General features: G+C 67.5%; 24 protein-coding genes. 13 read left to right on the top strand and 11 right to left on the bottom strand.

The window, feature by feature from the left end; all coding sequences use genetic code 11:
• Positions 1 to 20: 20 nt before the first annotated feature.
• Together E5790_RS19470 and E5790_RS19465 are read right to left on the bottom strand one after the other, a co-directional pair.
• Positions 21 to 521 carry a CS1 type fimbrial major subunit gene (locus E5790_RS19470; protein ID WP_014647290.1) on the bottom strand — a complete coding sequence of 167 codons (501 nt, stop codon included), beginning with the start codon at positions 519 to 521 and terminating at the stop codon, positions 21 to 23.
• Between the two features lie 125 nt (positions 522 to 646).
• Positions 647 to 1,381, bottom strand: a complete 735-nt coding sequence (locus E5790_RS19465) for a CS1 fimbrial subunit B flags: Precursor (RefSeq protein WP_111206280.1) — start codon at positions 1,379 to 1,381, stop codon at positions 647 to 649.
• A gap of 355 nt (positions 1,382 to 1,736) precedes the next feature.
• Here E5790_RS19465 and E5790_RS19460 point away from each other — a divergent pair, with 355 nt between their 5' ends.
• From E5790_RS19460 to E5790_RS19430, 7 genes are all read left to right on the top strand, one after another.
• A complete protein-coding gene (locus tag E5790_RS19460) occupies positions 1,737 to 2,036 on the top strand; it encodes a hypothetical protein (RefSeq protein ID WP_049439579.1) in 300 nt (99 codons plus the stop codon).
• Positions 2,037 to 2,329: 293 nt separating this feature from the next.
• Positions 2,330 to 2,629, top strand: coding sequence for a hypothetical protein (locus tag E5790_RS19455; protein WP_111206282.1), 300 nt, complete (start codon positions 2,330 to 2,332; stop codon positions 2,627 to 2,629).
• A 63-nt stretch (positions 2,630 to 2,692) separates the two neighbouring features.
• Positions 2,693 to 5,452 (top strand): magnesium-translocating P-type ATPase, encoded by a 2,760-nt coding sequence (mgtA, locus tag E5790_RS19450; RefSeq protein WP_111206284.1) that lies wholly within the window; start codon positions 2,693 to 2,695, stop codon positions 5,450 to 5,452.
• A gap of 30 nt (positions 5,453 to 5,482) precedes the next feature.
• A complete protein-coding gene (locus E5790_RS19445; RefSeq protein ID WP_012511185.1) occupies positions 5,483 to 6,220 on the top strand; it encodes an MgtC/SapB family protein in 738 nt (245 codons plus the stop codon).
• Positions 6,221 to 6,514: 294 nt separating this feature from the next.
• Entirely contained in the window at positions 6,515 to 7,570 is a 1,056-nt protein-coding gene (locus E5790_RS19440) for an ATP-binding protein (RefSeq protein WP_111206326.1), read from the top strand.
• Positions 7,563 to 8,204 (top strand): response regulator transcription factor, encoded by a 642-nt coding sequence (locus E5790_RS19435; protein ID WP_014647295.1) that lies wholly within the window; start codon positions 7,563 to 7,565, stop codon positions 8,202 to 8,204. Before E5790_RS19440 ends, E5790_RS19435 begins: the two co-directional genes overlap by 8 nt.
• Entirely contained in the window at positions 8,201 to 8,716 is a 516-nt protein-coding gene (locus E5790_RS19430; protein WP_014647296.1) for a DUF1697 domain-containing protein, read from the top strand. The genes E5790_RS19435 and E5790_RS19430 overlap by 4 nt, the downstream gene beginning before the upstream one ends.
• On the opposite strand, the gene E5790_RS19425 is transcribed toward E5790_RS19430, so the two are convergent.
• Positions 8,713 to 9,105 carry a DUF3224 domain-containing protein gene (locus E5790_RS19425; protein ID WP_136191787.1) on the bottom strand — a complete coding sequence of 131 codons (393 nt, stop codon included), beginning with the start codon at positions 9,103 to 9,105 and terminating at the stop codon, positions 8,713 to 8,715. The genes E5790_RS19430 and E5790_RS19425 overlap by 4 nt on opposite strands.
• Positions 9,106 to 9,136: 31 nt before the next feature.
• A complete protein-coding gene (locus tag E5790_RS19420) occupies positions 9,137 to 9,628 on the bottom strand; it encodes an EamA family transporter (protein WP_229653702.1) in 492 nt (163 codons plus the stop codon).
• Positions 9,629 to 9,873: 245 nt separating this feature from the next.
• Between E5790_RS19420 and E5790_RS19415 the strand changes: the two genes are divergently transcribed.
• From E5790_RS19415 to E5790_RS19405, 3 genes are read left to right on the top strand one after another with little or no spacing between them, the layout of a single operon-like run.
• Entirely contained in the window at positions 9,874 to 11,070 is a 1,197-nt protein-coding gene (locus E5790_RS19415) for a cell surface protein (RefSeq protein ID WP_075076982.1), read from the top strand.
• A gap of 13 nt (positions 11,071 to 11,083) precedes the next feature.
• On the top strand, positions 11,084 to 12,571 hold the full coding sequence (locus tag E5790_RS19410; RefSeq protein ID WP_075076983.1) for a DUF6384 family protein: 1,488 nt from the start codon (positions 11,084 to 11,086) through the stop codon (positions 12,569 to 12,571).
• Between the two features lie 16 nt (positions 12,572 to 12,587).
• Positions 12,588 to 14,033 (top strand): hypothetical protein, encoded by a 1,446-nt coding sequence (locus E5790_RS19405; RefSeq protein WP_111206288.1) that lies wholly within the window; start codon positions 12,588 to 12,590, stop codon positions 14,031 to 14,033.
• On the opposite strand, the gene E5790_RS19400 is transcribed toward E5790_RS19405, so the two are convergent.
• Both E5790_RS19400 and E5790_RS19395 read right to left on the bottom strand, forming a co-directional pair.
• Positions 14,030 to 15,208, bottom strand: a complete 1,179-nt coding sequence (locus E5790_RS19400) for a low temperature requirement protein A (protein ID WP_046430856.1) — start codon at positions 15,206 to 15,208, stop codon at positions 14,030 to 14,032. The two genes, E5790_RS19405 and E5790_RS19400, sit on opposite strands and share 4 nt — an antisense overlap.
• A gap of 9 nt (positions 15,209 to 15,217) precedes the next feature.
• Complete coding sequence (locus E5790_RS19395; RefSeq protein WP_111206290.1) at positions 15,218 to 15,484, bottom strand: hypothetical protein; 267 nt, start codon at positions 15,482 to 15,484, stop codon at positions 15,218 to 15,220.
• Between the two features lie 203 nt (positions 15,485 to 15,687).
• Between E5790_RS19395 and blaL1 the strand changes: the two genes are divergently transcribed.
• Positions 15,688 to 16,557, top strand: a complete 870-nt coding sequence (gene blaL1, locus E5790_RS19390; protein ID WP_111206292.1) for a L1 family subclass B3 metallo-beta-lactamase — start codon at positions 15,688 to 15,690, stop codon at positions 16,555 to 16,557.
• Between the two features lie 116 nt (positions 16,558 to 16,673).
• Here the strand turns inward: blaL1 and E5790_RS19385 are convergent, their stop codons facing one another.
• Entirely contained in the window at positions 16,674 to 17,213 is a 540-nt protein-coding gene (locus tag E5790_RS19385; protein ID WP_014647305.1) for a DUF411 domain-containing protein, read from the bottom strand.
• Between the two features lie 481 nt (positions 17,214 to 17,694).
• A complete protein-coding gene (locus E5790_RS19375) occupies positions 17,695 to 19,980 on the bottom strand; it encodes an FdhF/YdeP family oxidoreductase (RefSeq protein ID WP_136191786.1) in 2,286 nt (761 codons plus the stop codon).
• 244 nt (positions 19,981 to 20,224) lie between these two features.
• Between E5790_RS19375 and fdhD the strand changes: the two genes are divergently transcribed.
• Positions 20,225 to 21,073, top strand: coding sequence for a formate dehydrogenase accessory sulfurtransferase FdhD (fdhD, locus tag E5790_RS19370; protein ID WP_014647308.1), 849 nt, complete (start codon positions 20,225 to 20,227; stop codon positions 21,071 to 21,073).
• Positions 21,074 to 21,112: 39 nt separating this feature from the next.
• Here the strand turns inward: fdhD and E5790_RS19365 are convergent, their stop codons facing one another.
• Positions 21,113 to 21,649: a peroxidase-related enzyme gene (locus E5790_RS19365; protein WP_049439559.1), complete on the bottom strand. Its 537-nt coding sequence runs from the start codon at positions 21,647 to 21,649 to the stop codon at positions 21,113 to 21,115.
• 106 nt (positions 21,650 to 21,755) lie between these two features.
• Between E5790_RS19365 and E5790_RS19360 the strand changes: the two genes are divergently transcribed.
• Positions 21,756 to 22,637, top strand: a complete 882-nt coding sequence (locus tag E5790_RS19360; RefSeq protein ID WP_111206294.1) for an AraC family transcriptional regulator — start codon at positions 21,756 to 21,758, stop codon at positions 22,635 to 22,637.
• A gap of 382 nt (positions 22,638 to 23,019) precedes the next feature.
• On the opposite strand, the gene E5790_RS19355 is transcribed toward E5790_RS19360, so the two are convergent.
• Together E5790_RS19355 and E5790_RS19350 are read right to left on the bottom strand one after the other, a co-directional pair.
• Entirely contained in the window at positions 23,020 to 23,577 is a 558-nt protein-coding gene (locus E5790_RS19355; RefSeq protein WP_111206296.1) for a TetR family transcriptional regulator, read from the bottom strand.
• A 4-nt stretch (positions 23,578 to 23,581) separates the two neighbouring features.
• The gene (locus E5790_RS19350) at positions 23,582 to 25,114 is read right to left on the bottom strand and encodes an MFS transporter (RefSeq protein WP_111206298.1); all 1,533 of its coding nucleotides are present in this window, start codon (positions 25,112 to 25,114) and stop codon (positions 23,582 to 23,584) included.
• Between the last annotated feature and the right edge of the window lie 150 nt (positions 25,115 to 25,264).

The following is a 25,264-nucleotide window of genomic DNA, read 5'->3' as shown; positions in this document are numbered from 1 at the left end:
GACGGGGCGCCTGAAAGGACTCAGGGAGTGATGTCGCTTTCGAAGATCATGTGGAACTGGCCACCGTAGCTGCCCTGCTTGTAGCCACCCGACGGCGCGGTCGGCGCGATGGCGAAGGCCAGCGACTTGCCCGCGGCGGCCTGGGACGCGTTGGCAACAGTGATCTTGGCCGCGGCCGTTGCCGGAACCTCCACGTTGTCCAGCTTCACCACCAGGTCCACGACGTCTGCGGCCGACGCCATCTGTGCCGGCGACGTCAGGTAGGCGGTGATGGCAGCCGGCGACTTGATGTTGATGACGCGCCCGGTCAGTTCGCCCAGCGTTTCGCGCGCGGTGTCCCACGGCAGGTTCTGCGGCAGGCCTTCCCAGCCGTCAGGCGTGGACACCTGCAGGCCAGCGGTGTTCGGGACGTCGGCGGTCACGTTGACGGTGATCGACTTGGATTCGGTGGCTGCCAGGCTGACAGCCGGTGCGATGAGGGCTGCAGCGGCTGCAGCCAGGGCGTACTTCTTCAGGGACATGGAAATGCTCCGGGATCGGTGGATGGATACGATGGGATACGACGCCAGGACGAAGACACAGCCTCCCCGCCGGGCGCCTGGCGAACCCGGTGGAGACGTTGCAGAAAGGGGAGATGGGCAGACGATCAGCGGCGCGAGTCGATACTGCGCCGGTCGTCGCCCTCCCTCAGGTCGTAGCGGGCGAACCGGCTGTCGTCGGCCTGCAGCGCATAGGTTCGCCCGGGCCGGACATGGACGATGATGCCGGGCGTGCAGGCATCCGGACTGCTTCGCTCGCAGTACCGCAGGTTGTCCAGCACCACCGTGGCGTTGCCACCGTTGTGCACGTGACCGTCCTGCACACGGGTGTCATAGCGCGTGTTCCGCGGTGCCACGAACAGGATGGTGCCGTAGCCGGTGAACACGCGAACTGCCGAGGTCAGCCCGGTGATCTCCTGCACCTGCGCATCGCTGAGTGAGAATTCCTCGGCGCTGGGCACCACCGGAATGAAGCGGAGCCGGTAGTAGCGCTCCTCATCACGGTCACCGCGATAGACCAGGCGCGTCGCCTGTTGGCCGTTGGCGGCAATGATCAGGCGGCTGGGGCTGGCGATCACCCCGTGCGCGCCAGGTGCATTGCGTACCAGCGCCACGGTGTCCACTGGCGTTTCGACAACCTTGCCGTCTGCATCGAAGTGCATCTGGGTGACCTCAACGCGCACGTATGCGGTCACATCACCGGTATTGCGTATGCGCTTGAGCAGGTTGCTGTGCGCGGGCGCAAGATGATCGAACAGGAGACCCACGTTGATCTGTGGTGTCGTGGCATGAGCGCTGCTGGCGAACAGGGCCAGCAGGAGGAGAAGGAGTGCGCGTTGCATGACGAACCCGCGGGGAGAGGCGAGCGGTTAGTTTCACGGCAGATTTACAATCAGGCCATGCAACAACTTGCAAAAAGGTCAGATATTTCCGACCTCGCAAAGTGGCTCCGGCCAGGTCAACCCGGAAATCCTGTCCGCGCACTCGGCCGCGGCGGTCTGGCCCGTTGCACATCGCGACGGCACGCCCTGGAACAGCATCGGCGGCTGGTACACGCATGGGGCGTGCGGGTGAACGGGCGCCCACCGCCATCTGGCGACCCGGTCGGTTCTTCGCAGCTCGCTTACAGATCCGGGCCGAATATCCGGCCGTGGCCATCCAGACCCATGGCCCGCGTCCCCACTTCTGGAGCCTGTCATGACCGGTATTCGCTACGTTCCTGCTGTCCTCGTCATCACCATCGGCCTGCTGTTGGGCGCCTGTTCCAGAACCCAGGAGGCGAGCAAGGCCACCGCCGCCGAGGACGTCACCGAAGTGAAGCTGATACCGCCGTATGAGTCGCTGGACAAGAACAAGGACGGCATCGTCACGCTGGCCGAAGTGGATGCCGTGGCACCCGACTGGGCCGAGCGCCTGCATGCCTGCGATACCGACCGTGACAAGACGTTGACCCGTGGCGAGTACGACGTCTGCAAGCAGACCAGCGGCGCGCATTGACCCATCACTGAACCCTCGATCGGCACCGCATACGCCCGGCTATACCAAGGTATAGCCGGGCTAACCCACGGGCCTCTAGGCCTGCCCCATTCAGGGGCGGACAATAGCGCCACTGGCCAGGGCAACCCTGGCTGGCACCCTCCCCTCATGGAGACGCAGATGGACCCCGACCCTGCCGGGCGCACCGCGCCCCGGATGACCGCTTGTTGCCTGTTCCTGGCGCCTGCCCGCCGGTCCCTGCCTGCCTGAGTGACGGGGGATCGCCAGGCGCCGCCTGCCTGGAGATCACCCCCATGTCCTACAAGATCCTCTACATCACCCTGCGCCGCCTGATTGGCGAGCGCGATGCTGCCGCCCTGCGCAGCCAGCTGCTGCAGCACGGCCCGGTCATGTTCGGCCGTTCGCTGTCGCTCGGTTCGCCGCGCGTGGTGGCTGACGCGCTGTCGCTGCTGCCGATCAGCGAACGCATCACCGTGCTGCGCCATCTGCCCTACCCGCTGCGCGATGCGATGAAGCCGCTATGCATCGGCGGCAGCCAGCGCCTGCACATGCAGCCGTGGTCGCCGGCGGTGCTGGCCATGCGCCACGCCTGATCTGTCTCACCCATTCCGTTCGTGTTCCGGCTGCGGCCGGCTCTGACATTCGAGGAGCGTCCCATGAGCCTGCTCAACGCCTGGTTCAACGCCTTCCTGCGCAGCCGTCGCGCAGGCAACCTGTTCCGCCGTCGTGCGATGCCCGAAGCCGGCTTTGGCCCGGGCAGCGCCGAAGCGGCGCCGTTCGCGCTTACCACCGGCCTGGTCACCCTTGCCCAGCAGGAAGAAGCCGAGCTGCTGGCCACGCTGGAGTCGCATGCCGATGGCCTGAGCCCGCATGAAGCCGAGGAGCGGCTGGCCACGCTCGGCCCCAACGAGGTGGATCACGAAAAGCCGCTGCCGTGGTGGCGGCACCTGTGGCAGTGCTACCGCAATCCGTTCAACCTGCTGCTGACCGTACTGGCGGCGGTGTCCTGGCTGACCGAGGACATCAAGGCCACGATCGTGATTGGTGCGATGGTACTGCTGTCCACGCTGATCCGCTTCGTGCAGGAAGGCCGCTCCAACCGTGCCGCCGAGCGGCTGAAGGCGCTGGTCGGCAACACCGCGCGCGTGCTGCGCCGCAATCCGGGCACCGAGGCCGCCGATGTGGCCGACCAGTACTTCGGCGCGCACCTGCACAGCCGTCGTCCGGCTCGCCTGCTGGACCTGCCGATCCGTGAGCTGGTGCCCGGTGACCACATCGTGCTGTCGGCCGGCGACATGATTCCGGCCGATTGCCGCATACTGACCGCCAAGGACCTGTTCGTGGCACAGGCCGCAATGACCGGCGAGTCGCTGCCGGTGGAAAAGTTCGCGCACCCCGGCGACGGCCTGGCTGGCCTGCTGGAGCAGCACAACCTGCTGTTCATGGGCACCAACGTGGTGTCAGGCACCGCCACCGCCGTGGTGCTGGCCACCGGCAACCGCACCTACTTCGGCACGCTGGCCCAGCGCAGCACAGCCACCGACCGTGCGCCCACCGCGTTCCAGGCCGGCGTCAACAGTGTCAGCTGGCTGCTGATCCGCTTCGCGCTGGTGATGGTGCCGTTCGTCCTGCTGATCAACGGCTGGACCAAGGGCGACTGGACCGAGGCGTTCCTGTTCGCGCTGTCGGTGGCGGTGGGCTTGACGCCGGAAATGCTGCCGATGATCGTCACCTCCACCCTGGCCAAGGGCGCGGTGCTGCTGTCGCGGCGCAAGGTGATCGTCAAGCGCCTGGATGCGATCCAGAACTTCGGCGCGATGGAAGTGCTGTGCACCGACAAGACCGGCACGCTCACCCAGGACAGGATCGCGCTGGAGCGCCACACCGATGTGTTCGGTCACGATTCGGAAGACGTGCTGAAGTTCGCTTACCTCAACAGCCACTTCCAGACCGGGCTGATCAACCTGCTGGACCGCGCGGTGCTGGAGCACGTGGAGCTGCAGAGTTCGCTGCGGCTGTCGCAGGACTACCACAAGGTGGACGAGATTCCGTTCGACTTCGAGCGCCGCCGCATGTCGGTGGTGGTGTCCGAGCGCGAGGACCACCATGAGCTGATCTGCAAGGGCGCGGTGGAAGAGATGCTGGCGGTGTGCAGCACCGTGCGCGAGAACGGCCAGGACATGCCACTGGACGAGCGCCGCCTGGCGCGGGTGCGGCAGACCACCGAGGAACTGAACGAACAGGGCCTGCGCGTGGTGGCGGTGGCGATGAAGGAGACCGCGGCCAGTCAGAGCGCCTACTCGCAAGCGGACGAGTGCGGTTTGACGCTGGTCGGCTACGTGGCCTTCCTGGACCCGCCGAAGGAGTCGGCTGCGCAGGCGCTGCAGGCGCTGGCCGCACACGGTGTCGAGGTCAAGGTCTTCACTGGCGACAACGAACTGGTGACCGCCCGTGTCTGCGCACAGGTGGGGCTGGACGCGGACACCATCCTGACCGGCCCGCAGATCGAGCGCATGGACGACGGCGCGCTGTCGCGGGCGCTGCACCACCATCGCGTGTTTGCCCGGCTGACGCCGCTGCACAAGGAGCGGCTGGTACGCGAGCTGCGGGCGCAGGGCAAGGTGGTCGGCTTCCTCGGTGACGGCATCAACGATGCGCCGGCGCTGCGCGCAGCCGATATCGGCATCAGCGTGGACAGCGCGGTGGACATCGCCAAGGAGGCGGCCGACATCATCCTGCTGGAAAAGAACCTGATGGTGCTGGAGGAAGGCGTCATCCAGGGCCGGCGCACGTTCAACAACATGCTGAAGTACATCCGCATGACCGCCAGCTCCAACTTCGGCAATGTGTTCTCGGTGCTGGTGGCCTCGGCCTTCCTGCCGTTCCTGCCGATGCTGCCGCTGCAGCTGCTGGTGCAGAACCTGCTGTATGACATCTCGCAGATCGCCATTCCGTTCGACAACGTGGATGAGGAACTGGTACGCAAGCCGCTGAAGTGGAACCCGGCGGACATCGGCCGCTTCATGGTGTTCTTCGGGCCGATCAGCTCGCTCTTCGACCTGAGCTGTTTCGCGCTGATGTGGTACGTGTTCGATGCACGCACGCCGGCCGACCAGGGCCTGTTCCAGTCCGGCTGGTTCGTGGTCGGCCTGCTGACCCAGACCCTGATCGTGCACATGATCCGCACGCCGAAGGTGCCGTTCCTGCAGAGCATCGCCGCGCCGCCACTGCTGCTGATGACCGGCCTGATCATGGCCATCGGCGTGGCCCTGCCGATGAGCCCGCTGGCCGGCTACTTCAAGCTTCAGGCCCTGCCGGCCGGCTACTGGCCGTTCCTGGTGGCGATCCTGTTCGGCTATGCGGTGCTGACCACCGCGCTGAAGAAGTTCTACATCCGTCGTTACGGCTGGCAGTAAGCGCCCGCCGCTTGTCCAGGGAGAAACACAATGGACATCAATCCGAACCTGCCGGCGTTCAACGCCGGCGCCACGCTCAGCTCGCTGATCAGCCTGTCGGTGGCGTTCGTGCTGGGCACGGTCATCGGCCTGGAGCGGCAGCTGCGGCAACGCACCGCCGGCCTGCGTACCAATACGCTGGTGGCGGTGGGTGCGGCAGTGTTCGTTGATCTGGCGGTGCGCTTCCATGACCTGTACGGCGGACCACCCTCGCCGCTGCATGTGGTGGCCTATGTGATCTCCGGCGTCGGCTTCCTCGGCGCCGGCGCGATCATGAAGGACGGCGCGCAGGTGTCCGGCCTGAACACCGCCGCCACCCTGTGGGGATCGGCGGCGGTGGGAGCATGTGCAGGTATCAAGCTGCTGCCGGAAGCGGTGCTGGCCGCCGTCTTCGTGCTGGCCGCCAATACCCTGCTGCGGCCGGTGGTGAACCGCATCCAGCGGCAGCCGCTGCCGGAAGCGTTCAGCGAGGCGACCTATGCGATCAACGTGGTCTGCCAGCGCGAGCAGCAGGCCGAGGTGCTGGACCAGCTGTTGCTGCTGCTTGAGCAGGCGCATTACCCGGTGCGCGCGGTGGACCAGCGCCCGTTCGGTGAGCGCGATGTGGAGATCGAAGCGGTGCTGTATGCCACCACGGTGGATGCCGGCGAACTGGACGCCGTACTTGCGACGCTGGCGACCACGCCCGGTGTGCTGCAGGGATTCTGGAACGCCAGCCTGGAGGAGTAGTGCCGGCCGCTGGCCGGCAACACCGTGCACCGCTTTGGTAGGTGCCGACCTTGGTCGGCAGAGAACCTTCAGAGACCGTGTCCATCCCTGCGGTAGTGCCGGCCGCTGGCCGGCAACCTCATGAGCTCCGGCAACACCGTGCAGTTGCCGGCCAGCGGCCGGCACTACCGGGCATCGTTCTGGCTTGTGCCGACCAACGGTCGGCACCCACAGCAAAAGAGCCTGCCGACCAAGATCGGCATCTGCCGATGGCGGCTTTGCTATCCTTTCACCCCACGCCAGGGAGCCGTCCCGATGCCATCGCTGTCGCCCCGCCGCCCGCTGGTGCTGCTGGCCCTGATCGTCGTGATGGCGGCGATCTTCCTGATCGACACCATCACCGACTACGCGGTTGCTGCTGCCTGCTTCTACGCAGCGGTCATCCTCGCGGCATCGCGCGTGCTGGGCGCGCGCGGGCTGATCACCCTTGCCATCGCCTGCATCGGACTGACCGGGCTGAGTTTCTTCCTGACCCGCTTCGGCACCTACCGCATCGGCCTGGTCAATTCGGTGATCGGCATGCTGGTGATCGGCATCACCACCTACCTCGCCCTGAACATGGAAGCGGCCAAGGCCGCCGTGCAGGAAGCGCAGGGTCGCCTGCTGCGGGTAGCGCGCGCCTCCACCGTGGGCGAACTCACCACCTCCATCGCCCATGAAGTGAACCAGCCGCTAGCGGCCATCGCCAGCAGCGCCGAAGCCTGCCAACGCTGGCTGGCGCAGGACCCGCCGAACGTGGACAAGGCCCGGCAGACCGTAGCCCGCATCCTGGCAGACGCGCACCGCGCCGGTGACGTGATCGCCCGCATCCGCGGCCTGACCCAGGGCGCGGCACCGGAACGGCGCGCCTTCGACCTGAACCAGGCGGTGGAGGAAATGCTGGCGTTGTCGCGCAGCGAACTGGACCAGCATGGCGTGGCCGTGGCCCTGCTGCTGGACGCCGACCTGCCGCCGGTGCAGGCCGATCGCGTACAGGTGCAGCAGGTGATCGGCAACCTGATCCTCAATGCGGTGGATGCAATGGAAGCCGTACCCGCAGGCGACCGGCGTCTGTCGCTGCTGACCCGGCGTGAGGGCCAACGGGTCAGCCTCAGCGTACGCGATCGTGGCGTCGGCCTGCCCGCCGACCATCCCGAGCGCGTGTTCGACGCGTTCTGGACCACCAAGTCGCACGGGTTGGGGCTGGGCCTCAGCCTGAGCCGCTCGATGATCGAGGCCAACGACGGCCAGATCCGCGCCGAACGACCGGCAGGCGGCGGTGCCTGCTTCGTCTTCGACCTGCCCGTCGCCACGGATGTCCACCATGCGTAAGCCCACTGCACCCATCGCCGATCCGGCGCCCATTGTCTATGTGGTCGACGACGATCCGTCGGTGCGCGCGGCGCTGGAAGACCTGCTGGCCTCGATGGGCCTGCAGGTGCGGGCCTTCGCCTCCACCCAGGCCTTCCTCGAACACGACCTGGAAGACGCGCCGGCCTGCCTGGTGCTGGACGTGCGCATGCCCGGCCAGAGCGGTCTTGAATTCCATCGCACGATGGGCAGCCATGGCCTGCAGCTCCCCGTGGTGTTCATCACCGGCCACGGCGACATCGCGATGGGTGTCAACGCGATCAAGGACGGTGCCATCGAATTCCTGACCAAGCCCTTTCGCGACCAGGAACTGCTGGATGCGATCCACAAGGGCATCGAGATCGACCGCCAGCGCCGCCGCGAGGGCGAGGCGCTCGATGCCCTGCAGCAGCGCTGGAACACGCTCAACGCGGGTGAGCGCGAGGTGGTCGATGGCGTGGTGCGTGGCCGCCTCAACAAGCAGATCGCCGGCGACCTCGGCGTCAGCGAGATCACGGTGAAGGTGCGCCGCGCGCAGGTGATGCGCAAGATGGGCGCGCGCACCCTGGTCGACCTGGTGCGCATGTACGACCGCCTGCAGGCGGGGACGCCATGAACGTCCACGTCGCCTTGCTGCGCGCGGTCAACGTCGGCGGCACCGGCAGGCTGCCAATGCGCGAACTGGTGGCGATGTGCGAGGACGCAGGCTTCGCCGATGTCCGCACGTACATCGCCAGCGGCAATGTGGTGTTGCGCAGCTCGCTCGACGAGGCGGGCGTGCGCCAGGCCCTCGGCCAGCGGCTCCAGGAATATGCCGGCAAGCCGGTAGGCGTACTGGTGCGTTCGGCCAGCGAGATCGCAGGCGTGGTGGCACGCAATCCGTTTCCGGATGCCGCCGGCAACCGTGTGGTCGCCCTGTTCCTCGACGGCAGCCTGCCTGCCGACCCGCTTGATGGCGTGACCGGCCGGCGCGACGAACAGCTTGCACTCGGCACGCGCGAGATCTTCATCCACTACGGCGCCGGCATGGCCGACTCGCGCCTGCGCATTCCCGGCTCGGCACAGGGCACGGCGCGCAACCTCAACACCGTCGCCCGGCTCGCGGCGATGGCAGCGGAACTCCGCTAGGGTTCTTCCGGCAGGCTGTAGACCAGCGGGTAGTCATGGCGGCCCTCGCTGATGGTGATCTCCAGCGTGCCGCTCAGGCCGAGCAGTCCTTCACTGCCCGAATCGGGCACCACCACAACGCTCAGCTCCGGCCTGCCCCGGGTCATCAGTCCGTTGTGCTGCAGGGTGAACCCACCCTGGCGCCCGGCCAGCGTGGCCGTTACCCGCTCCATCGCCACATAGCCGGCCGAGCCCTGCACCGGCGTGCGGAAGGCCAGCATCTGGCCGACGCTGCTGCCGTGCAGGTCGCCGGCGAAGGTCTTGTTGATCGACATCACCGCAATCGGGCCGTCATTGCCACCGATCGGCCGCAGATCCACTTCAAACGTACCGTGTGCTTCGCCCTGCATCCTGCTCTCCCCTCTGGTCGGTTGAACGCTGCTACTTCTTCGTGGCCAGCACGATCACCCCGGCCAGCACCAGGCCGATGCCGCTCCACTCCCGCAGGCTGGGCCGCTCGCCCAGCAGAAGATAGGCCAGCACGATCACCAGCACCACGCTGAACTTGTCCACCACGGCCACCTTGGCCAGCTCACCGCTCTGTAGTGCGCGGAAGTAGAACAGCCACGACGCACCGGTGGCCAGCGCCGACAGCACCAGGAACAGCTGGGTGCGCCCCGGCAGCAGCAACGGGTTGGACCATTTGCCGGTGACCACCACCAGCGGCAGGATCACCGCCGCCACCACCAGGGTACGGATGGCCATGGCCAGGTCCGGGTCGACACCCTTGACGCCGACCTTGGCGAACAGCGCGGTCAGCGCTGCGAACACGGCGGACAGTCCCGCCCAGAGCAACCATTGCGGTACGTTCTGCACGAAGCCCTCGCTTGCCGCAACCGATGAGCGTGCGCCAACGCTACTCCACCCTGCCATCGGTGGGGCTTCACCTGCCCATCACCGCCGCTACAATGGGACGGAATCGCCAGGGGGGCGATCTGCAGGGAATGCGCCATGCTTGAACAGGACACCACCCTCGCCCATACCGGGCCGTCGGCCCTTGACCGGGCCCGCCTGTCGTGCGCCGCACGGCTGCCGCTCCCCTTCCCCTTCGTTTCGCAGCAACCTGCCCGTTCCGCGCGGCAGATTCCTCATTGCCTGCCCTGACCGGAGCCGTCGAAATGTCCGAGAACACCCTCCTTGCCACGCCGGCCGCTACCGCGCCGATCAAGTACCTCGACCGCGCCATGGCCACGCTGCGCAGCCTGGGCCTGGCCGCTCCCCAGGACAACAACGCTCCGGCCATCGCGCTGGTCTCGCAGCTGTCCACCCTTGACCAGGGTCGCGTGGTGGCCATTGCCCGCGTGCTGCAGCAGTCCGGGCATTTCAATGCCGTGATGCGTGATGAAATCAGCTCGGCCAAGGTGTCCGACCGCTATACCGAGATCATCCGCGCCTTCGACAGCATCCGTGACGATGCCAGCACCATGGTCGAGCAGGTGCGCGACGGCAGGATCGACATGGGCGAGCGCCTGCAGAACCTGTGGATGAAGGTCACCCGCGGCGACATCCCGAGCCGGTTCGAGAAGATCCGCCGCACATTCCTGGAAGTCAGCCGCGATTCGGCCGAGCAGCTGCAGCGCGAGTCACGCGTGCTGGAGATGTACGGCGACTTCCGCCTGTCGATCAAGGATGCCGAGATCCAGGCCCATGAGCTGTTGAAGCTGCAGGAGCAGGCGCTGGCCGATGCCCGCGAGGCGCTGAAGCAGGCGCAGCAGCGCGTGGAGTCGGCCGATCCGGCCGCCGATGCCGCCGACACCGGCCGCCTGGTCATGGCCCGCGACGAGGCCCTGCGCAACAACCAGGCCGAGGAGTCGCGCTACCAGCTGGCCAAGGACCTGGCCGAGAACCTGCAGGTGAACTACGCCACCTCCGAGGCGATCATGCTGCGCGTGCACCAGTCGCACGAGATCAAGCGCCGCGTCAACGAGCGCTCGGTGGTGTTCTTCTCCACCAATGAAACCAGCTTCACCGCCTTGAACCTGGCCTTCACCACGCAGATGGGCCTGCATGAGTCCACGCAGGCGCTCAATGCGATGACCGAGGGCACCTCCAAGGGCCTGGAAGCGGTGGCCAACATTGGCGATGACGTGCTGCACGAGGGCCTGAAGGCCGGCTACGGCGCCACCATCGGCGTCGATTCGGTGCGCAAGCTGGTCGATGCGGTGGTGCGCTTCCAGGAGACCTCGCTGCAGGAGATCGAGCAGCTGCGCGGCCAGGCGACCCGCGACTCGGCCGAGATCGCCGAGTATGTCGAACAGGGCAAGCAGCGCTTCGCCGCCCTGCTGCAGGCGCCGCCGAGCCCGGAGCCGCGCTGAGGTGAGTGCGACGATGGCCCCTGCCGAGCTGCAGGATGCGCTGCTGACCATGGATGTGGTCGACCAGCTGCGCTACCGCAACGCCGAAATGAAGGCGCTGGCCGACAGCGGCCACGACAAGGCGACGCTGAAGCAGCGCCTGCTTGAGCTGTACCGCTCGCAGGGTATCGAGGTCTCCGACGAGATCCTCGAGGCCGGCATCCAGGCCCAGCGCGAGCAGCGCTACCTCTACACCGCGCCGCGTGGCTGGAAGGCGTGGCTGGCGCGGCGCTGGATCGATCGGGCCCGCCTGTTGAAGTGGGCGCTGCTGGCAGCCTTCCTGCTGCTGGTGCTCGGCATGCTGCTGGTCATGGCGCGCAGCTTCGGAGCGTTCGTGCACGAGAGCAACGTGCAGAAGAACGTGCAGGTGCTGAACGACAAGGTGGCCGCGCAGCAACAGGAGGCTGCTGCAGCGCGCGCCCTGCTGGCCGCACAGGAACAGGCCCTGCAGGGGCTGCTGCCACGTGCCACCGCCAGCGGTGGGCGCCTGCAGCCACTGGCCGAAGGCGCACAGGCCGCGCTGGCCGAAGCACAGCGGCGCTTCGCCGGGGTTCCCGCCGCACTGGCCGCACAGCCGACCCTTGTGCGCAAGGACAAGCTCACCCGGCTCAGCAGTGGTGGCAGTGCCACCGGCGAGCAGGCGGCCGCGCAGGTTGAGCAGCATCGGCAGGCCGCCGCGCAGCTGCTGGCGAATGCCAGGGAAACCCTGCCGCCGCTGACCGAGCGGGTGAACATTCTCGGCCAGGCGATCGAGGCCAGCGAGCTGCTGGATACCACCAACGCCGCTGCAAAGGCGGCACGCCTCGCGCCGGATGCAGAGCAGGCGCGCGCACGCGCCTACACCGGCGGCGACGTGGCACTGCGCGCGGGCGACATCGCCGCGGCCGGCCAGGCGGTAGCGACCCTGAAGGAGCTGATCGGCAGCGCCGACACGCTGGCCGCGCTCAACGAGCGGTTGGCCCAGCTCAAGGCCGACGGCCTCGCCACCGGTGTCGCCGGCGAAGACCGCAAGCGCTTCGAACGTGCGCTGGAGCAGGCCGCCCGCCTGATCCGGGTCGAGACGCTGGCCGAAGCCGGGCCGGCCCTGGACGAGGTCAGCCAGCTGGTGGGGCTGCTGTCGCAGACCCTGGTCTACCGCATCGTCAACCGTGACGATGAACGCACCGGCGTCTGGCGCTACAACGAGAAGGCCAATGGTGGCCGCAACTACTATCTGGTGACCGAAGCGCTGGACGAGGCCGGCAATGCTGCCGAACTGCCGATCCGCAACGAGGAAACCGGCAAGGAGGAACGGGTCTCGGTGTTTGCCGTACGCGTGCCCGAGGCCACCTACAACCGGGTTGCCGCCGACAAGCAGGACAACGGCATCATCGAAGACGACCAGATCGGCAGCAAGCCGCGCGGCAGCCTGTCGCCGCGGTTCCGCATGCCCGCCACCGGTGGCTACATCACCCAATGGTGATGGGTAAGGAACTGACATGAGAGACCTGAACGACGCGATTGCCGATGTCGAAACCGATATCGGCCAGGTGCAGGCACAACTGGCCGCGCGTGGCGACCAGTGCCGGGAGCTGATCAAGGAACAGGAAGCGCTGCACGGGCGGGTCCGCGACGACTTCAACGCCCTGGCGCGCCTGCAGGCCGAGGCCGCCACCGATGCGCCGCCGATGCTGGCCCGGGACCTGCTGCAGCAGTCCAGCGCCGATCTGCAGCGCCGTGACCGCAAAGCGGCGGTACTGGACGGCGAACTGCAGGCGCTGCTGGACATCGAGCAGTCCTTGCAGCAGCGGTCGCAGGAGGCCGTTGCCGCACGCGACGCCGCCGGCGGACGCTGGCAGGCCCTGCAGGACCAGGTGGACACCACGCTGGAAGCGGAACCTACCTACAGGGCGCTGCAGGACGACCTGCAGCTGGCCGTGGCGCGTGCCGACACGGTCGAGCGCATGGCTTCCTCTGCCCAATCGGAGCATGACGCCAAGGCCGGCGCCTATCAGGCCGACCCGATCTTCATGTACCTGCACCGGCGCAGCTACGGCAGCACGGCCTACCGCGGCTGGCCACTGGTGCGCACCGTCGACGGCTGGCTGGCCGAACTGTGCGGCTTTGACCGTGCCCGTCGCGAGTACGCCACGCTGGTCGAGCTTCCGCCCTATCTGCAGGAACATGCCCGACGCGCCCGCGACGACGTGGAGGCGGCCCGCCAACCGGTACAGCAGGCCCGCGATGCCGCCCTCGCCCGCGCCGGTGGCGACCCGCTGCGCCAGCAGCTGCAGACGGCACAGGGCGCAGTAGCGCAGGCGCTGCTGGCCGAGCAGCTGCATCGTCAGACCGTGGATGCCAAGCAGGCACAGATCGACGGCTTCCGCAGTTGGACCGATGCCGAAGGCAGCGCCCTGCTCACCGCGCTGGCGCGCACGCTGTCGGCCAAGAGCATGGACGACCTGTACCGGCGCGTGGCCGCCACCGCCTCCGGCGAGGACGATGCCGTGCTCGAGCGCATCCATCGCAGTCGCCTGCGCCTGGGCGAGATCGATGGGATGGTAGGCGAGCACACCCGCGAAATGGCCGTGCTGAAAAAGCGCCTGGACAGCCTGCAGGCGGCGCGGAGGAGCTACCAGGCGGCAGCAGACATCGAGCGCCAGGCCTACGAGGCGCCGAGCTACCGGGCCGCCGCGCCGGCCACCGTCGCCGCATCCTTCTTCAGCACCACCAGCAGCCGAAGCACCACCCGCTCCTCTGGCGGCCTGTTCGACCTGCTTTCGGGCGGTTCCAGCAGTTCCGGCTCGGGTTCGAGCTCCAGTTCGAGCTCCAGCTCCAGCTCCAGCTCCAGCTCCAGCTCCAGCTCCAGTTCCAGCGGCAGCAGCTTCCACAGCGGCGGTGGTATCAGCGGCGGCGGTGACTTCAAGACCGGCGGCGGGTTCTAGCCCGGCAACGGCCGGGTGCGCCGCTTCAGCCGCGCATCCAGCAACCCCACGCCCAGCAGCACCAGGCTGGTCAGCCATCCGGCGGCCAGCAGGTGCATCCAGGGCAACACCAGGCCCAGCATCAGTAGTGCGGCGGCGCCCAGCAGGTGCGAGCGCGGCGCGCGCCCATAGACCACGTGCTTGTACAGGGCACTGCCCAGCAGATAGATCAGCGGGCCCGCCACCATCACCGTGGCGTACACCGTGGTGACGGCCGCCGCCGGATGGTCCATGACCAGATCGTTGCCCACCGCGGTGGCGATGATGCCGGCGATCAGCAGGGCATGCACGTAATGGAAATTGGCGCCCATCCGGCCCGGGTCTTCGGCGTGGGTGATGGCCTCTGTGGCATCGCGGCTGGAGATGCCGAAGTACAGCCACCACATGGCAATCGTGCCAGCGAAGGTGGCCAGCACCGCCGAGATCACCTGCAGGCTCCAGTGCTCGACATCGCTTAGCACGCCCCCGGTGGCCAGCAACGTCTCGCCCAGTGCGACGATGACGAACAGCTGGCAGCGTTCGGCCAGGTGACCGCCCTCGATGGTCCAGTCGCGGGTGTGCGACCGGCCCATGCCCGGGAACGCGAAGCCGAACATCGGCGAGATGTATTCGCAGGCCGCCGCCATCGCCCACAGTGCCAGCCGCAGGTGGCCCTCGGCCGCCGCGCCGGCCAGCCAGAAGCAGGCCGACACGCTGACCCAGGCCAGCATGCGGCGGAAGTTCGGCGCCAACGTATGGTTGCGGCCGACTTCCAGCAGCACGAACGCGGTGCGTCCGACCTGCATCGTGGCGTACGCCCCGGCGAAGATCCACGCACGATCGGCGAACGCCTCGGGAATGGACGAGGACATCAACAACGCCAGCAGCATGGTGGCGAACATCAGGCCCCGGATGCGCGGCGCCTCCGGGTCGAACCAGTTGCTGACCCAGCACGCGTACTGCCAGCCGAGCCAGACCGCGAACCACAGCACCAGGGTCTGCAGCACGCCGGCCAGGTCCAGGTGGTGCAGCAGATGGTGGCTGAGCTGGGTGACCGCAAACACGTAGACCAGGTCGAAGAACAGTTCTTCGTAAGTCACGCGGGCATGATGGCCATCGCGGTGGCGCAGCGCGGGCAGGCGCAGTCGGGTACTCATGGAACTCCTTCAGCGCGCCAGGCGCCAGTACAGGAAACCGGCAAGTAGCGCCGGCATGGCGAATACCAGCAACAGGATCGGCAGCTCCTCGCGTACCGCGTAGCCGGCCTTGCTGATCCCTACCCACATGTTGGCCACGGCCACCAGCAGCCAGGTGGCGATGAAGGCGATCAGTGCCGTGGGCAGCTGCGAGGTGCCCGTGCTCCAGAGATGGCCAAACAGCACGAATACCCCCAGCAGCAGTACGCCACCCAGCATCACCATGAGCACGTGCATGGTCCACCTCCTTGAGCCTGGTAGCAGGCTAGCCCCGGCCGATTCTGCGCTCCAGCCCGTGGAGGTGGATTCACAATCCATGGCCAGCGAACAATCCCTGGGCAGTCTGCGGCGCACCTTATCGCAGCCATGAATTATTCGCGAAACGGTCCGCGCGGCCCGCGTGGTAGTTTCATCCGACCCTGCCCAGACACCTCTCCGCCATGCGCCTTTGCCTGACGACCCTTGCCCTGACTGCCACACTTGCCTTTGATGTGACTGCCGCCGACGCACCGCTGCCGCAGCTGCAGGCCTACACCGTGGACGCCTCGTGGCTGCAGCCGATGGCACCGCTGCAGATTGCCGACCACACCTGGCAGATCGGCACCGAGGACCTGACCGCGCTGCTGGTGCGGACCGCCGACGGTGCGGTACTGCTCGACGGCGGCATGCCGCAGATGGCCGGTCACCTGCTGGACAACATGAAGGCACGCGGGGTGGCAGCACAGGATCTACGGCTGATCCTGCTCAGCCACGCACACGCCGACCATGCCGGCCCGGTGGCGGAGCTGAAGCGCCGTACCGGCGCCAGCGTAGCGGCCAACGCCGAATCGGCCGTGCTGCTGGCGCGCGGCGGCAGCAACGACCTGCACTTTGGCGACAGCATCACCTTTCCGCCGGCCAGCGCCGACCGCATCATCATGGATGGCGAAGGGGTCACCGTAGGCGGCATCGCGTTCACCGCGCACTTCATGCCGGGGCACACCCCAGGCAGCACCGCCTGGACCTGGACCGATACCCGCGATGGCCAGCCGGTGCGCATCGCCTACGCCGACAGCCTGAGTGCGCCGGGCTACCAGCTGCAGGGCAACGCTCGTTATCCACGCCTGGTCGAGGACTACCGGCGCAGCTTCGCTACGGTGCGCGCCCTGCCCTGCGACCTGCTGCTGACGCCGCATCCGGGCGCCAGCAACTGGAACTATGCCGCGGGTGCAGAGGCCGGAGCCAACGCCCTGACCTGCAAGGCCTACGCGGATGCGGCCGAGAAGAAGTTCGACGCACAGCTGGCCAAGGAAACAGCCACGGCACGCTGATCCTGTAGAGCCGAGCCCATGCTCGGCTTGCCGGCCAAACACAGCCGAGCATAGGCTCAGCCCTACACAAGACGCGTCGAAGGGTGCCGGTCAGGACGACCGGCACCCGCCTTCCATCAGCCACCCTGCCCGTGCTGGGCAAACGGCTCGGTGCTGCCGTCGGTCCGCACCAGCTCGACGGTGTACGACTGCACGTAACCATCCGGCATTTCCATGCCCGGCGAACCGGCCGGCATGCCGGGCAGCACCAGCCCGCGTGCGGCCGGGCGTTCGGCCAGCAGGCGCTTGATGTCCTCGGCCGGGATGTGGCCTTCGACCACATAACCGCCGATCTCGGCGGTATGGCAGGAGGCCTTGCCGACCGGCACGCCCAGGCGGACCTTGATCGGATTCATGTCATCGGTATCGCGCACGTCCACCTGGAAGCCCGCGGCCTTCAGATGGTCGACCCAGATACCGCAACAGCCACAGCTGGCGGTCTTGTGCACGATGGCCACCGGCAGGGCCGGATCGACCTTGGCCGGGCTGGCCTGGATCGGTGCCACCGGAGCCTTGCTGGCGACCGGTGCGGCGGCGGATTCTTCGGCGGCACGTGCACAGGCGGTGGTGGCCAGCACGGTGCCCAGCAGCAGGCCGAGGGAGAGAGAACGGTTCATTGAGTGATTCCTTTGCTGAGGCGGGCAACGCGGCCCGCCGCCCGCGCATCGAAGGCGCAGGCAGAGGCGAGAAAGAGCCGAACAGTCATGGCGGGCGCTTGAGCGCCTGCAGGACATCACACGATGGGGGGACGCAACGGGTCCGGCATCGGCGGCGATGCGCGTTGCTGGGAATGAGCAGCTACAGGCGCCTCACGCCACGGCGAGGCGGGCGTTCCACTCAACGTGGCCAGCATGCCAAGGCAGGCTGGCGGGCATTCGCACTCACCGCTCTGGCAGGCCGCCCGGGCCGCATCATCGCAGCAGCCGGCTGCCGCCAGCGCAGCCGCGTGCGGTGCAGCGCAGTGATCCTGGTTGGCCGACCCGCCGTACGAAGACGAGCCAAGCGCCAGCGCCGGTGCATTCAGCACCAGGGCAACGAGCAGCATCCATCGCAGCAGCAGGCCAGGCAGGTTCACCCGCCGATGATAGCCGATGCGCGTCACGCAATCGCCGCCGCCATCGCCCGCATCCGCACCGGGATCGACTTCGCTGCGGGTGTGCCGCTGATCCGGTCGTAGTAGTCCAGCGGCAGCAACGGGTTCAGTTCCGGGTAGTAACCGGCCAGCGCGCCGCGCGGCATCGGGTAGTCCAGCACCGTCAGGCCCTCGATGCGGCGCTGCACGCCATCGCCGCTGATCGTCTCCAGGCTGACCAGCGCTTCCTTCTCCAGCCCGCGCGCCAGCCGGTCCTCGATATTCATGAACAGCACCATGCGATCGTTGTACACGCCGCGATAGCGATCGTTGTAGCTGTAGATGGTGGTGTTGTACTGATCATGCGAGCGCACGGTGGCCAACCGCAACGTGTCCGGATCGTGCACCGGATCGTCCACGTCCAGGCCGGGCATCACCAGGATGTTGGCCTTGCCATTGGGCGTGGGCCACACCCGGCGGCGCGGCGGAATGTCCAGATGGAAACCGTGTGGCTGCTGGATGCGCTCGTTGAAGCCGGTGTAGATCTCCGGATACACCGCGGCAATCAGCTCGCGGATGGGCGCGTAGTCGTGCATGCAGCCGGCCCAGTCAACCCTGCTGTCGGGCAGCGTGGCCAGTGCCATCCGGCAGACGATCTCGACCTCGGGCAACACCTCGGCACTGACCGGCTCCAGTACCCCGCGCGACGCGGTGACATTCGACATCGCGTCTTCGATGGTGACGAACTGCTCGCCGGCGGGCGTAACGATGCGCTCCGAGCGCGCCACCACCGGCAGGATCAGTGCATCGCGGCCATGGACCAGGTGCCCGCGGTTGAGCTTGGTGGCAATGCCCACGGTGAGCTCCAGGCCACGCATTGCCTCATACGCACGCGGGGTATCGGGCACGGCATGGATGAAGTTGCCACCCAGGCCGATGAACACCTTGGCGCTGCCGTCCAGCATCGCCTCGATGGATTCGACCACATGGTGGCCATGCTCGCGCGGCGGGTCGAAGCCGAACACCTGCTGCACGCGGTCCAGATAGGCCGGCTTGGGCTTCTCGTCGATGCCGACGGTGCGGTCGCCCTGCACATTGGAATGCCCACGGATCGGTCCGATGCCGGCGCCGGGCTTGCCGAAGTTGCCACGCAGCAACAGCAGGTTGGCGACCTGCTGCAGCAGGCGCGAGCCGTACTGGTGCTGGGTCAGCCCCATGCCGTAGCAGATCACGGTGGCCTTGGAACGGATGTAGATCTCCGCACAGCGGCGGATCTGCGCCTGCGAAATGCCGGACACCTGCACGATCTGGTCCCAGTCCTGCGCCATCACGTCTTCGCGCAGCGCCTCCAGGCCCACCGTGTGTTCCGACAGGAAATCATGGTCGAGCACGCGCTCGCCCTGTGCCTCACGCTCGAACATCACCTTCATCATGCCCTTGATCAGGGCCAGGTCGCCGCCGATGCGGATATGCACGAACTCGCTGGTGATCTCGGTCGAACCGAACGTGGCCATCTGCACCACGTCCTGCGGCTCGGCGAAGCGGATCAGCGCACGCTCGGGCATCGGATTGACCGCCACGATCGGGATGCCGCGTTTACGCGCCTCGACCAGGTTGCTCATCATCCGCGGTGAATTGGTGCCGGTATTCTGGCCGATCACGAAGATCGCCTCGGCATGCTCGAAGTCCTGCAGCACGATGGTGCCCTTGCCCACCCCGATGGCCGGCGGCAGGCCACGGCTGGTCGGCTCGTGGCACATGTTCGAGCAGTCCGGGAAATTATTGGTGCCGAACTCGCGCACGAAGATCGAATACAGGAACGCGGCTTCATTGGGCGTGCGGCCGGAGGTGTAGAACTCGGCCTGGTGCGGGCTGTCCAGCGCCTGCAGGTGGCGGCCGATCAGCGCGAAGGCATCGTCCCAGCTGCACGGCACGTAGTGGTCGGTGGCTGCGTCGTAGCGCATCGGCTCGGTCAGCCGGCCCTGCATCTCCAGCCAGTAGTCGGTCTGCGCCATCAGTTCGGTCACGGTGTACCGGGCGAACAGTTCGCGGCCGGCGCGGAACTGGGTGGCTTCCCAGGCCAGTGCCTTCGCGCCGTTCTCGCAGAACTCCAGCTTCTTGCGTTCGTCGGCATCGGGGAACGCGCAGCTGGGGCACTTGAAGCCACCGGGCTGGTTCATCGCCAGCAATGCCTTCGATCCCTTGCCGATCACACTCTGCTGCAGCAGCACCTTGGCCGTGGCGCCGGCGGCACCCCAGCCTCCGGCGGGCTGGTTGTAGGGCTTGTAACGCGGCGGTTTCTGCTCGGACATGTTCGGGAACCTGGCAGTAGGAACACAACAACGAACGGCACAACGCGGTCCGGCGGTGCATTCAGTGGCACGACCAGCCGCACAGTCAAGCACGGCCCACGGCGCTTCGCCAGAGGGCACAGGCTGATTTCAGCACAACCTGCCATGGCAACGGTTACAGCCGCGTCTGCGCGCGACCACTGCGCTATCCTCGAAACCGCAGGCGGTGGCCCGCCCGCGTTTCTCCCTTGTCCGGACGCGCTGCATGCCTGATTCGATCCCGCCGCACACCCCGCCTGCCGGCACCGCCCAACGCCCGTTGCAGCGCTGGCGCGGCGGCACGCAACAGCAGCAGGTCGACGTGGTGGCCGAGGAAGTGCCGATGGCGCTGCGCTACAACGATGCCGCCTTTGCCGTGATGATGGCCACACCCTGTGATCTGGAGGACTTCGCACTCGGATTTTCGCTCAGCGAAGGCCTGATCAGCGCGCCCTCGCAGCTGCTGTCGATCGATATCCACCCACAGCTCGAAGGCATCGAGCTGCAGATGACCGTGGACGAGGCTGCGCCCGGCGCAAACCTCGACCCCGACAAGGGACGCCTGCTGCCCGGCCGTGGTGGCTGTGGCCTGTGCGGCACGCGCCAGCTGGAAGAAGTGCTGCGCCCACTGCCGCAGATCCGCGAGCGCCGCAGCTATTCCGCCACCGCCCTGCAGCGGGCGTTGGCCAGCTTGGCGCAGCACCAGCCGATGAATGCGGCAAGCGGCTCGATCCATGCCGCGGCCTGGGCCGACGCCAGTGGGCGCATCGGCTGGGTACGCGAGGACGTCGGCCGCCACAATGCACTGGACAAGCTGATCGGCGCCCTGCACCACAACGAACACGCCATCGAAGGCGGCCTGCTGGTGATTTCCAGCCGGGCCAGCTACGAGATGGTGAGCAAGGCAGTGCGCGCCGGCGCCAGCGTGCTGGCGGCAGTGTCCGCGCCGACCGCGCTGGCGATCGATCTGGCCCGCAGCGCCGGCCTGTGCCTGGTCGGGTTCGCGCGGGAAAGCGGGTTCAATGTGTATACCCATCCGGAGCGGCTGCAGGCGCACGACGGCCACGCCCGCTGAGGATGGCCGGGAGCACTGCGTCCCCCGGCCCGGTACACCTCAGCGCAGCGCGACCTTCGGGAAGTCCACCGGCACGTCGAACGCCACGTTGACGTAGTTGGTGAACAGGTTGAGCGCCACATGCGCGAGGATCTCGACGACCTGCTCATCATCGAAGCCGGCCGCGCGCAGCGCCTGCACGTCGCCGTCGGCGATCTGCGCACGCTGCTCGACCACCTTCAACGCGAAGTCGAGCGCCGCCGCAGTGGCCGGGTCGCTGGACTGGCCGATCCGCGCGGCAGCCATCTGCTCACCGCTGGCGCCGGCCTTGCGGCCCAATGCCGTGTGCGCGGCCAGGCAGTACTCGCAGGCGTTGCGGTTGGCGATGGCCACGGCGATCTGCTCGCCCAGCAGCGGCGACAGGCGACCGCCGCCCAGCGCGCCGAACGAACCCCACATGCTCTGCAGGGCAGCCGGCGAGTTGGCCACGGCGCGGAACATGGCCGGGGTGGCGCCGAAGGCAGCGTGGACCTGGCCCAGCAGGGCCTGGCGGTCGGCGGTGGTGTTGGCGGCATCGATCAGGGGGACACGGGACATGGTGGATCTCCTTGGGAAAGCGCCCGGGATTGGACGACCCGCTCATCCTAGGTAGACTCCCTGGACGCAACATCCTCAATTCGCCACATATGTTGTCCATACGTCCATGAGCATGCGCACGGCCACCCCTGCGCCAGATCGACTCTCCTCGCTGCTGGAACGCTTCCGGGTGCAGGCGGCGCTGTTCCACAGTGGCCCGCTGTGCGGGCAGCATGTCTTCGAGCCGCAGCCCGGTCGTGCGTTCCTGCACATCCTGCGCCAGGGTGAGATGGAAGTCCGTCATCCTGGGGGCGATAGCGCGCTGCCCCGGTTGAAGATCGATACACCCAGCCTCCTGCTGTATCCGCAGCCGCTGCACCATGTGTTCTTCAACGCTCCGCTGGACGGCCCGGATTTCACCTGTGCCACGCTGGATTTCGATGGTGGCGCGCGCAATCCGATCGTGCAGTCGCTGCCACCGGTGATGGTGGTGCCGCTGGCCGCGATCACCGAACTGGATGACACCCTGCAGCTGCTGTTCGCCGAAGCCGATCGCCAGCGCTGCGGGTCACGGCTGCTGACCAACCGACTGTTCGAGGTGGCGCTGATCCAGATCCTGCGCTGGGTGGTCGACCACCCGGATGCAGCCGGCGTCAGCCACGGGTTGATGCGGGGGCTGTCCGATGCGCGGCTGGCACGCACGCTGGTGGCGATGCACCAGGCACCGCAGGACGAATGGACGCTGCCGCGCATGGCCGCGACCGCCGGCATGTCGCGCAGCGCGTTCGCGGCCGTGTTCAAGGACGTGATGCAGGCAACGCCAGCCAGCTACCTGCTGGACTGGCGGCTGAGCCTGGCCTGCGCGCAGCTGCGGGCCGGCGTGGCGGTCAAGCAGGTGGCGATCGAGGTGGGGTTTGCCGATACCGCATCGTTGTCGAAGGCGTTCCGCAAGCGGTTGGGGGCTTCGCCGAGGGCGTGGCTGGCCGCGGGCGCCGCGCAGGCTGGGTAAAGGTGAGGGAGTAGAGTCGACCGCTGGTCGACCATCGCGCGACGCGCGGGAGGTTCGTTGTCCGACCGAAGGGCAGTCGACTAACGATCGACTCTACCGATGCGGCATTTTCGTGATCTGACCGAAGAGCAGCCGACCAGCGGTCGGCTCTACCACGGGCGATCGAAGCGGCATTTTCGTGATCTGACCGAAGGGCAGCCGACCAGCGGTCGGCTCTACCACGGACGATCGAAGCGGCATTTCCGTGGCCTGACCGAAGAGCAGCCGACCAGCGGTCGGCTCTACCACGGGCGATCGAAGCGGCATTTCCGTGGCCTGACCGAAGGACAGCCGACCGGCGGTCGGCTCTACCACGGGCGATGTCGGCGCGCCGGCTGCCCGCTCAACTTGACGTTCCATCGGGCTTCGCCAGCAGCCCGGCGATCCGTTCGGCCACCTGGGCGCGCACGCTTTCATCCAGCTGCCCCTCGTACATCGCCTCGTAGATCCACAGGCCGTCGGCGGCCAGCCGTGCCACGAAATTGTCGAGCGCGGCCGGGTCGCTCTGCCCGGTCGACGGCGGCAACGGCGCCCAACGCCGTACCGCCGGCCCCCACGGGCGCTCATCGGCGTCCGGGTCGGCCGATTCGAGCATGAACATCAGCTCGGCACGGGTAGCGCTCTGCGCCGAGACGCGCACGAAGGTCTGGTAACGCTCCAGCGCCGAGGCTTCGTCTGCACGCTTGCCCAGCAGCGTTTCCATCGACGTCTCCCAGGCCCGCACCAGGTGCTCGTCGATGCCGCGCAGCAGCGCCTCGCGCGACGGGAAGTGGTACAGCAGGCCGCCGCGGGTCAGCTTGGCCTCGGCCGCCACCGACTCGAAGGTCACTGCGCGCACGCCATCACGATTGATCACGTTGACGGCGGCGTCGAGGATGCGGTCGCGCTTGCTGGTTCTCATCGCGTCATTTTACGCGATCGGCCGCACCCACGCGGCTGCCGACGCGCCCGCGCAGCAGGCGCGCGATGATCGAAGCGCCCAGCGCCAGCACCACCGTGATCACCAGCAGCACGATCTGGTAGCCGCGGTCATACGCGGCCATGGCCAGTGCGAACCACTCGCCCTGCCCGCTTTCACGTGCCACGTGCAGCGCCTGGGTGAAGCCTTCCCGTGCAAGCGCGGGCATGTCGGCCGAGACCGGCAGGAATGCGCCATACACCGCCGCGCTCAAGCTGCCCAGCATCGCCACCGCCAGCAGGCCACCGAACTCGTAGGACACCTCTTCCACCGACGAGGCCATGCCCGCACGGTGCGCCGGTACGTTGTTGAGGATGGCGGTGGACGCCACCGAGATGGCCGAACCCATGCCGAAGCCGGTGATCGCCATGCCGGCGACCACCCAGCCGAGGCCGTGCGGGAAGCCGAATGCCACCACGCCGACACCCAGCGCACCTGCGGCCAGGCCGCCACAGATCAGCGGGCGCAGGCCCACCCGGTGCAGGATGCTGCCGCCCAGCAGCGCACTGGGCAGGCTGCCCAGCGCGGCCACCGACACCAGCAGGCCCGCCTGCAGCGGCGAAAAGCCCGCCACCAGCTGGAAGCGCTGGGTGGTGACCAGCTGCAGGCCGGCCATCGCAAACAGGGTGAACACCGCCGACAACGTGCCGGCCAGGAACGCCGGATTGCGGAGGATTGCGAAGTCCAGCAGCGGGTACGGCAGCTGCTGCTGGCGGCGCGCGAACGCCGCACCACTGATGGCGGCCAGCAGCAGCGCGCCTGCACCCAGCGCATACGACGGCGGCGTAGCGATCAGCGACTTGATCGCCAGCACCAGGCCGGACAGTGCAGCCAGAGCCAGCAGCGACGAAACCAGGTCCCACGGTCGCGAGGTGTCGCGCTGGCCTTCCGGTGCCAGCAGCAGCGTGGCCACGAACGCGACCACGACCACCGGCACGTTGATCAGGAACACCGAGCCCCACCAGAAATGCTGCAGCAGCCAGCCACCGATGATCGGGCCAAGCGCTGCACCGACGATCGCCACCGAACCCCAGATCGCGATGGCGATGTTGCGTTCGCGCGCTTCGTGGAAGCTCAGGCCGATCAGCGCCAGCGTGGCCGGCATCATCGCGGCCGCGCCGACCGCCAGGAAGGCGCGCGCGGCAATCAGCAGCCCTGCGGTGTCGGCGAACGCCGCTGCCGACGATGCCACGCCGAACACCACCAGGCCGATCAGGAACATGCGGCGGTGGCCGATGCGGTCGCCCAGCGTGCCCGCACCCAGCAGCAGGCCGGCCATCACAAGCGGATAGGCGTTGATGATCCACAGCGCCTGGCCGGCACTGGCCGAGAGTTCTTCGGTCAGCGTGGGCAGGGCGGTGTAGAGCACGGAGTTGTCGAGCGTGACCAGCAGCAGGCCGGCGGCGACGGTGAACAACAGTGCCCAGCGACGGGCACGCGACAGGGCCGGAGCACCGGCCAAGGGCTGGGACGAAGCCATGAGAGAACCTGGTGGGGGTGGATTACGGCGATAACTATACAGGATGTCCTGTATAGTTATGAAGGCGGCGACAGCGGCTCAGATTGCGGTCCGGGCAATGTTCATGTTGCCGTGCCCCTCATGCCCGGTCTTGGCTGGTGTCCGGGATCA

It is taken from the genome of Stenotrophomonas sp. PAMC25021 (assembly GCF_004795795.1).
Taxonomy (GTDB): Bacteria; Pseudomonadota; Gammaproteobacteria; order Xanthomonadales; family Xanthomonadaceae; genus Stenotrophomonas; species Stenotrophomonas muris.
Note: the sequence above shows the minus strand (reverse complement) of the source record. Positions and strands in the feature narration are given on the sequence as shown.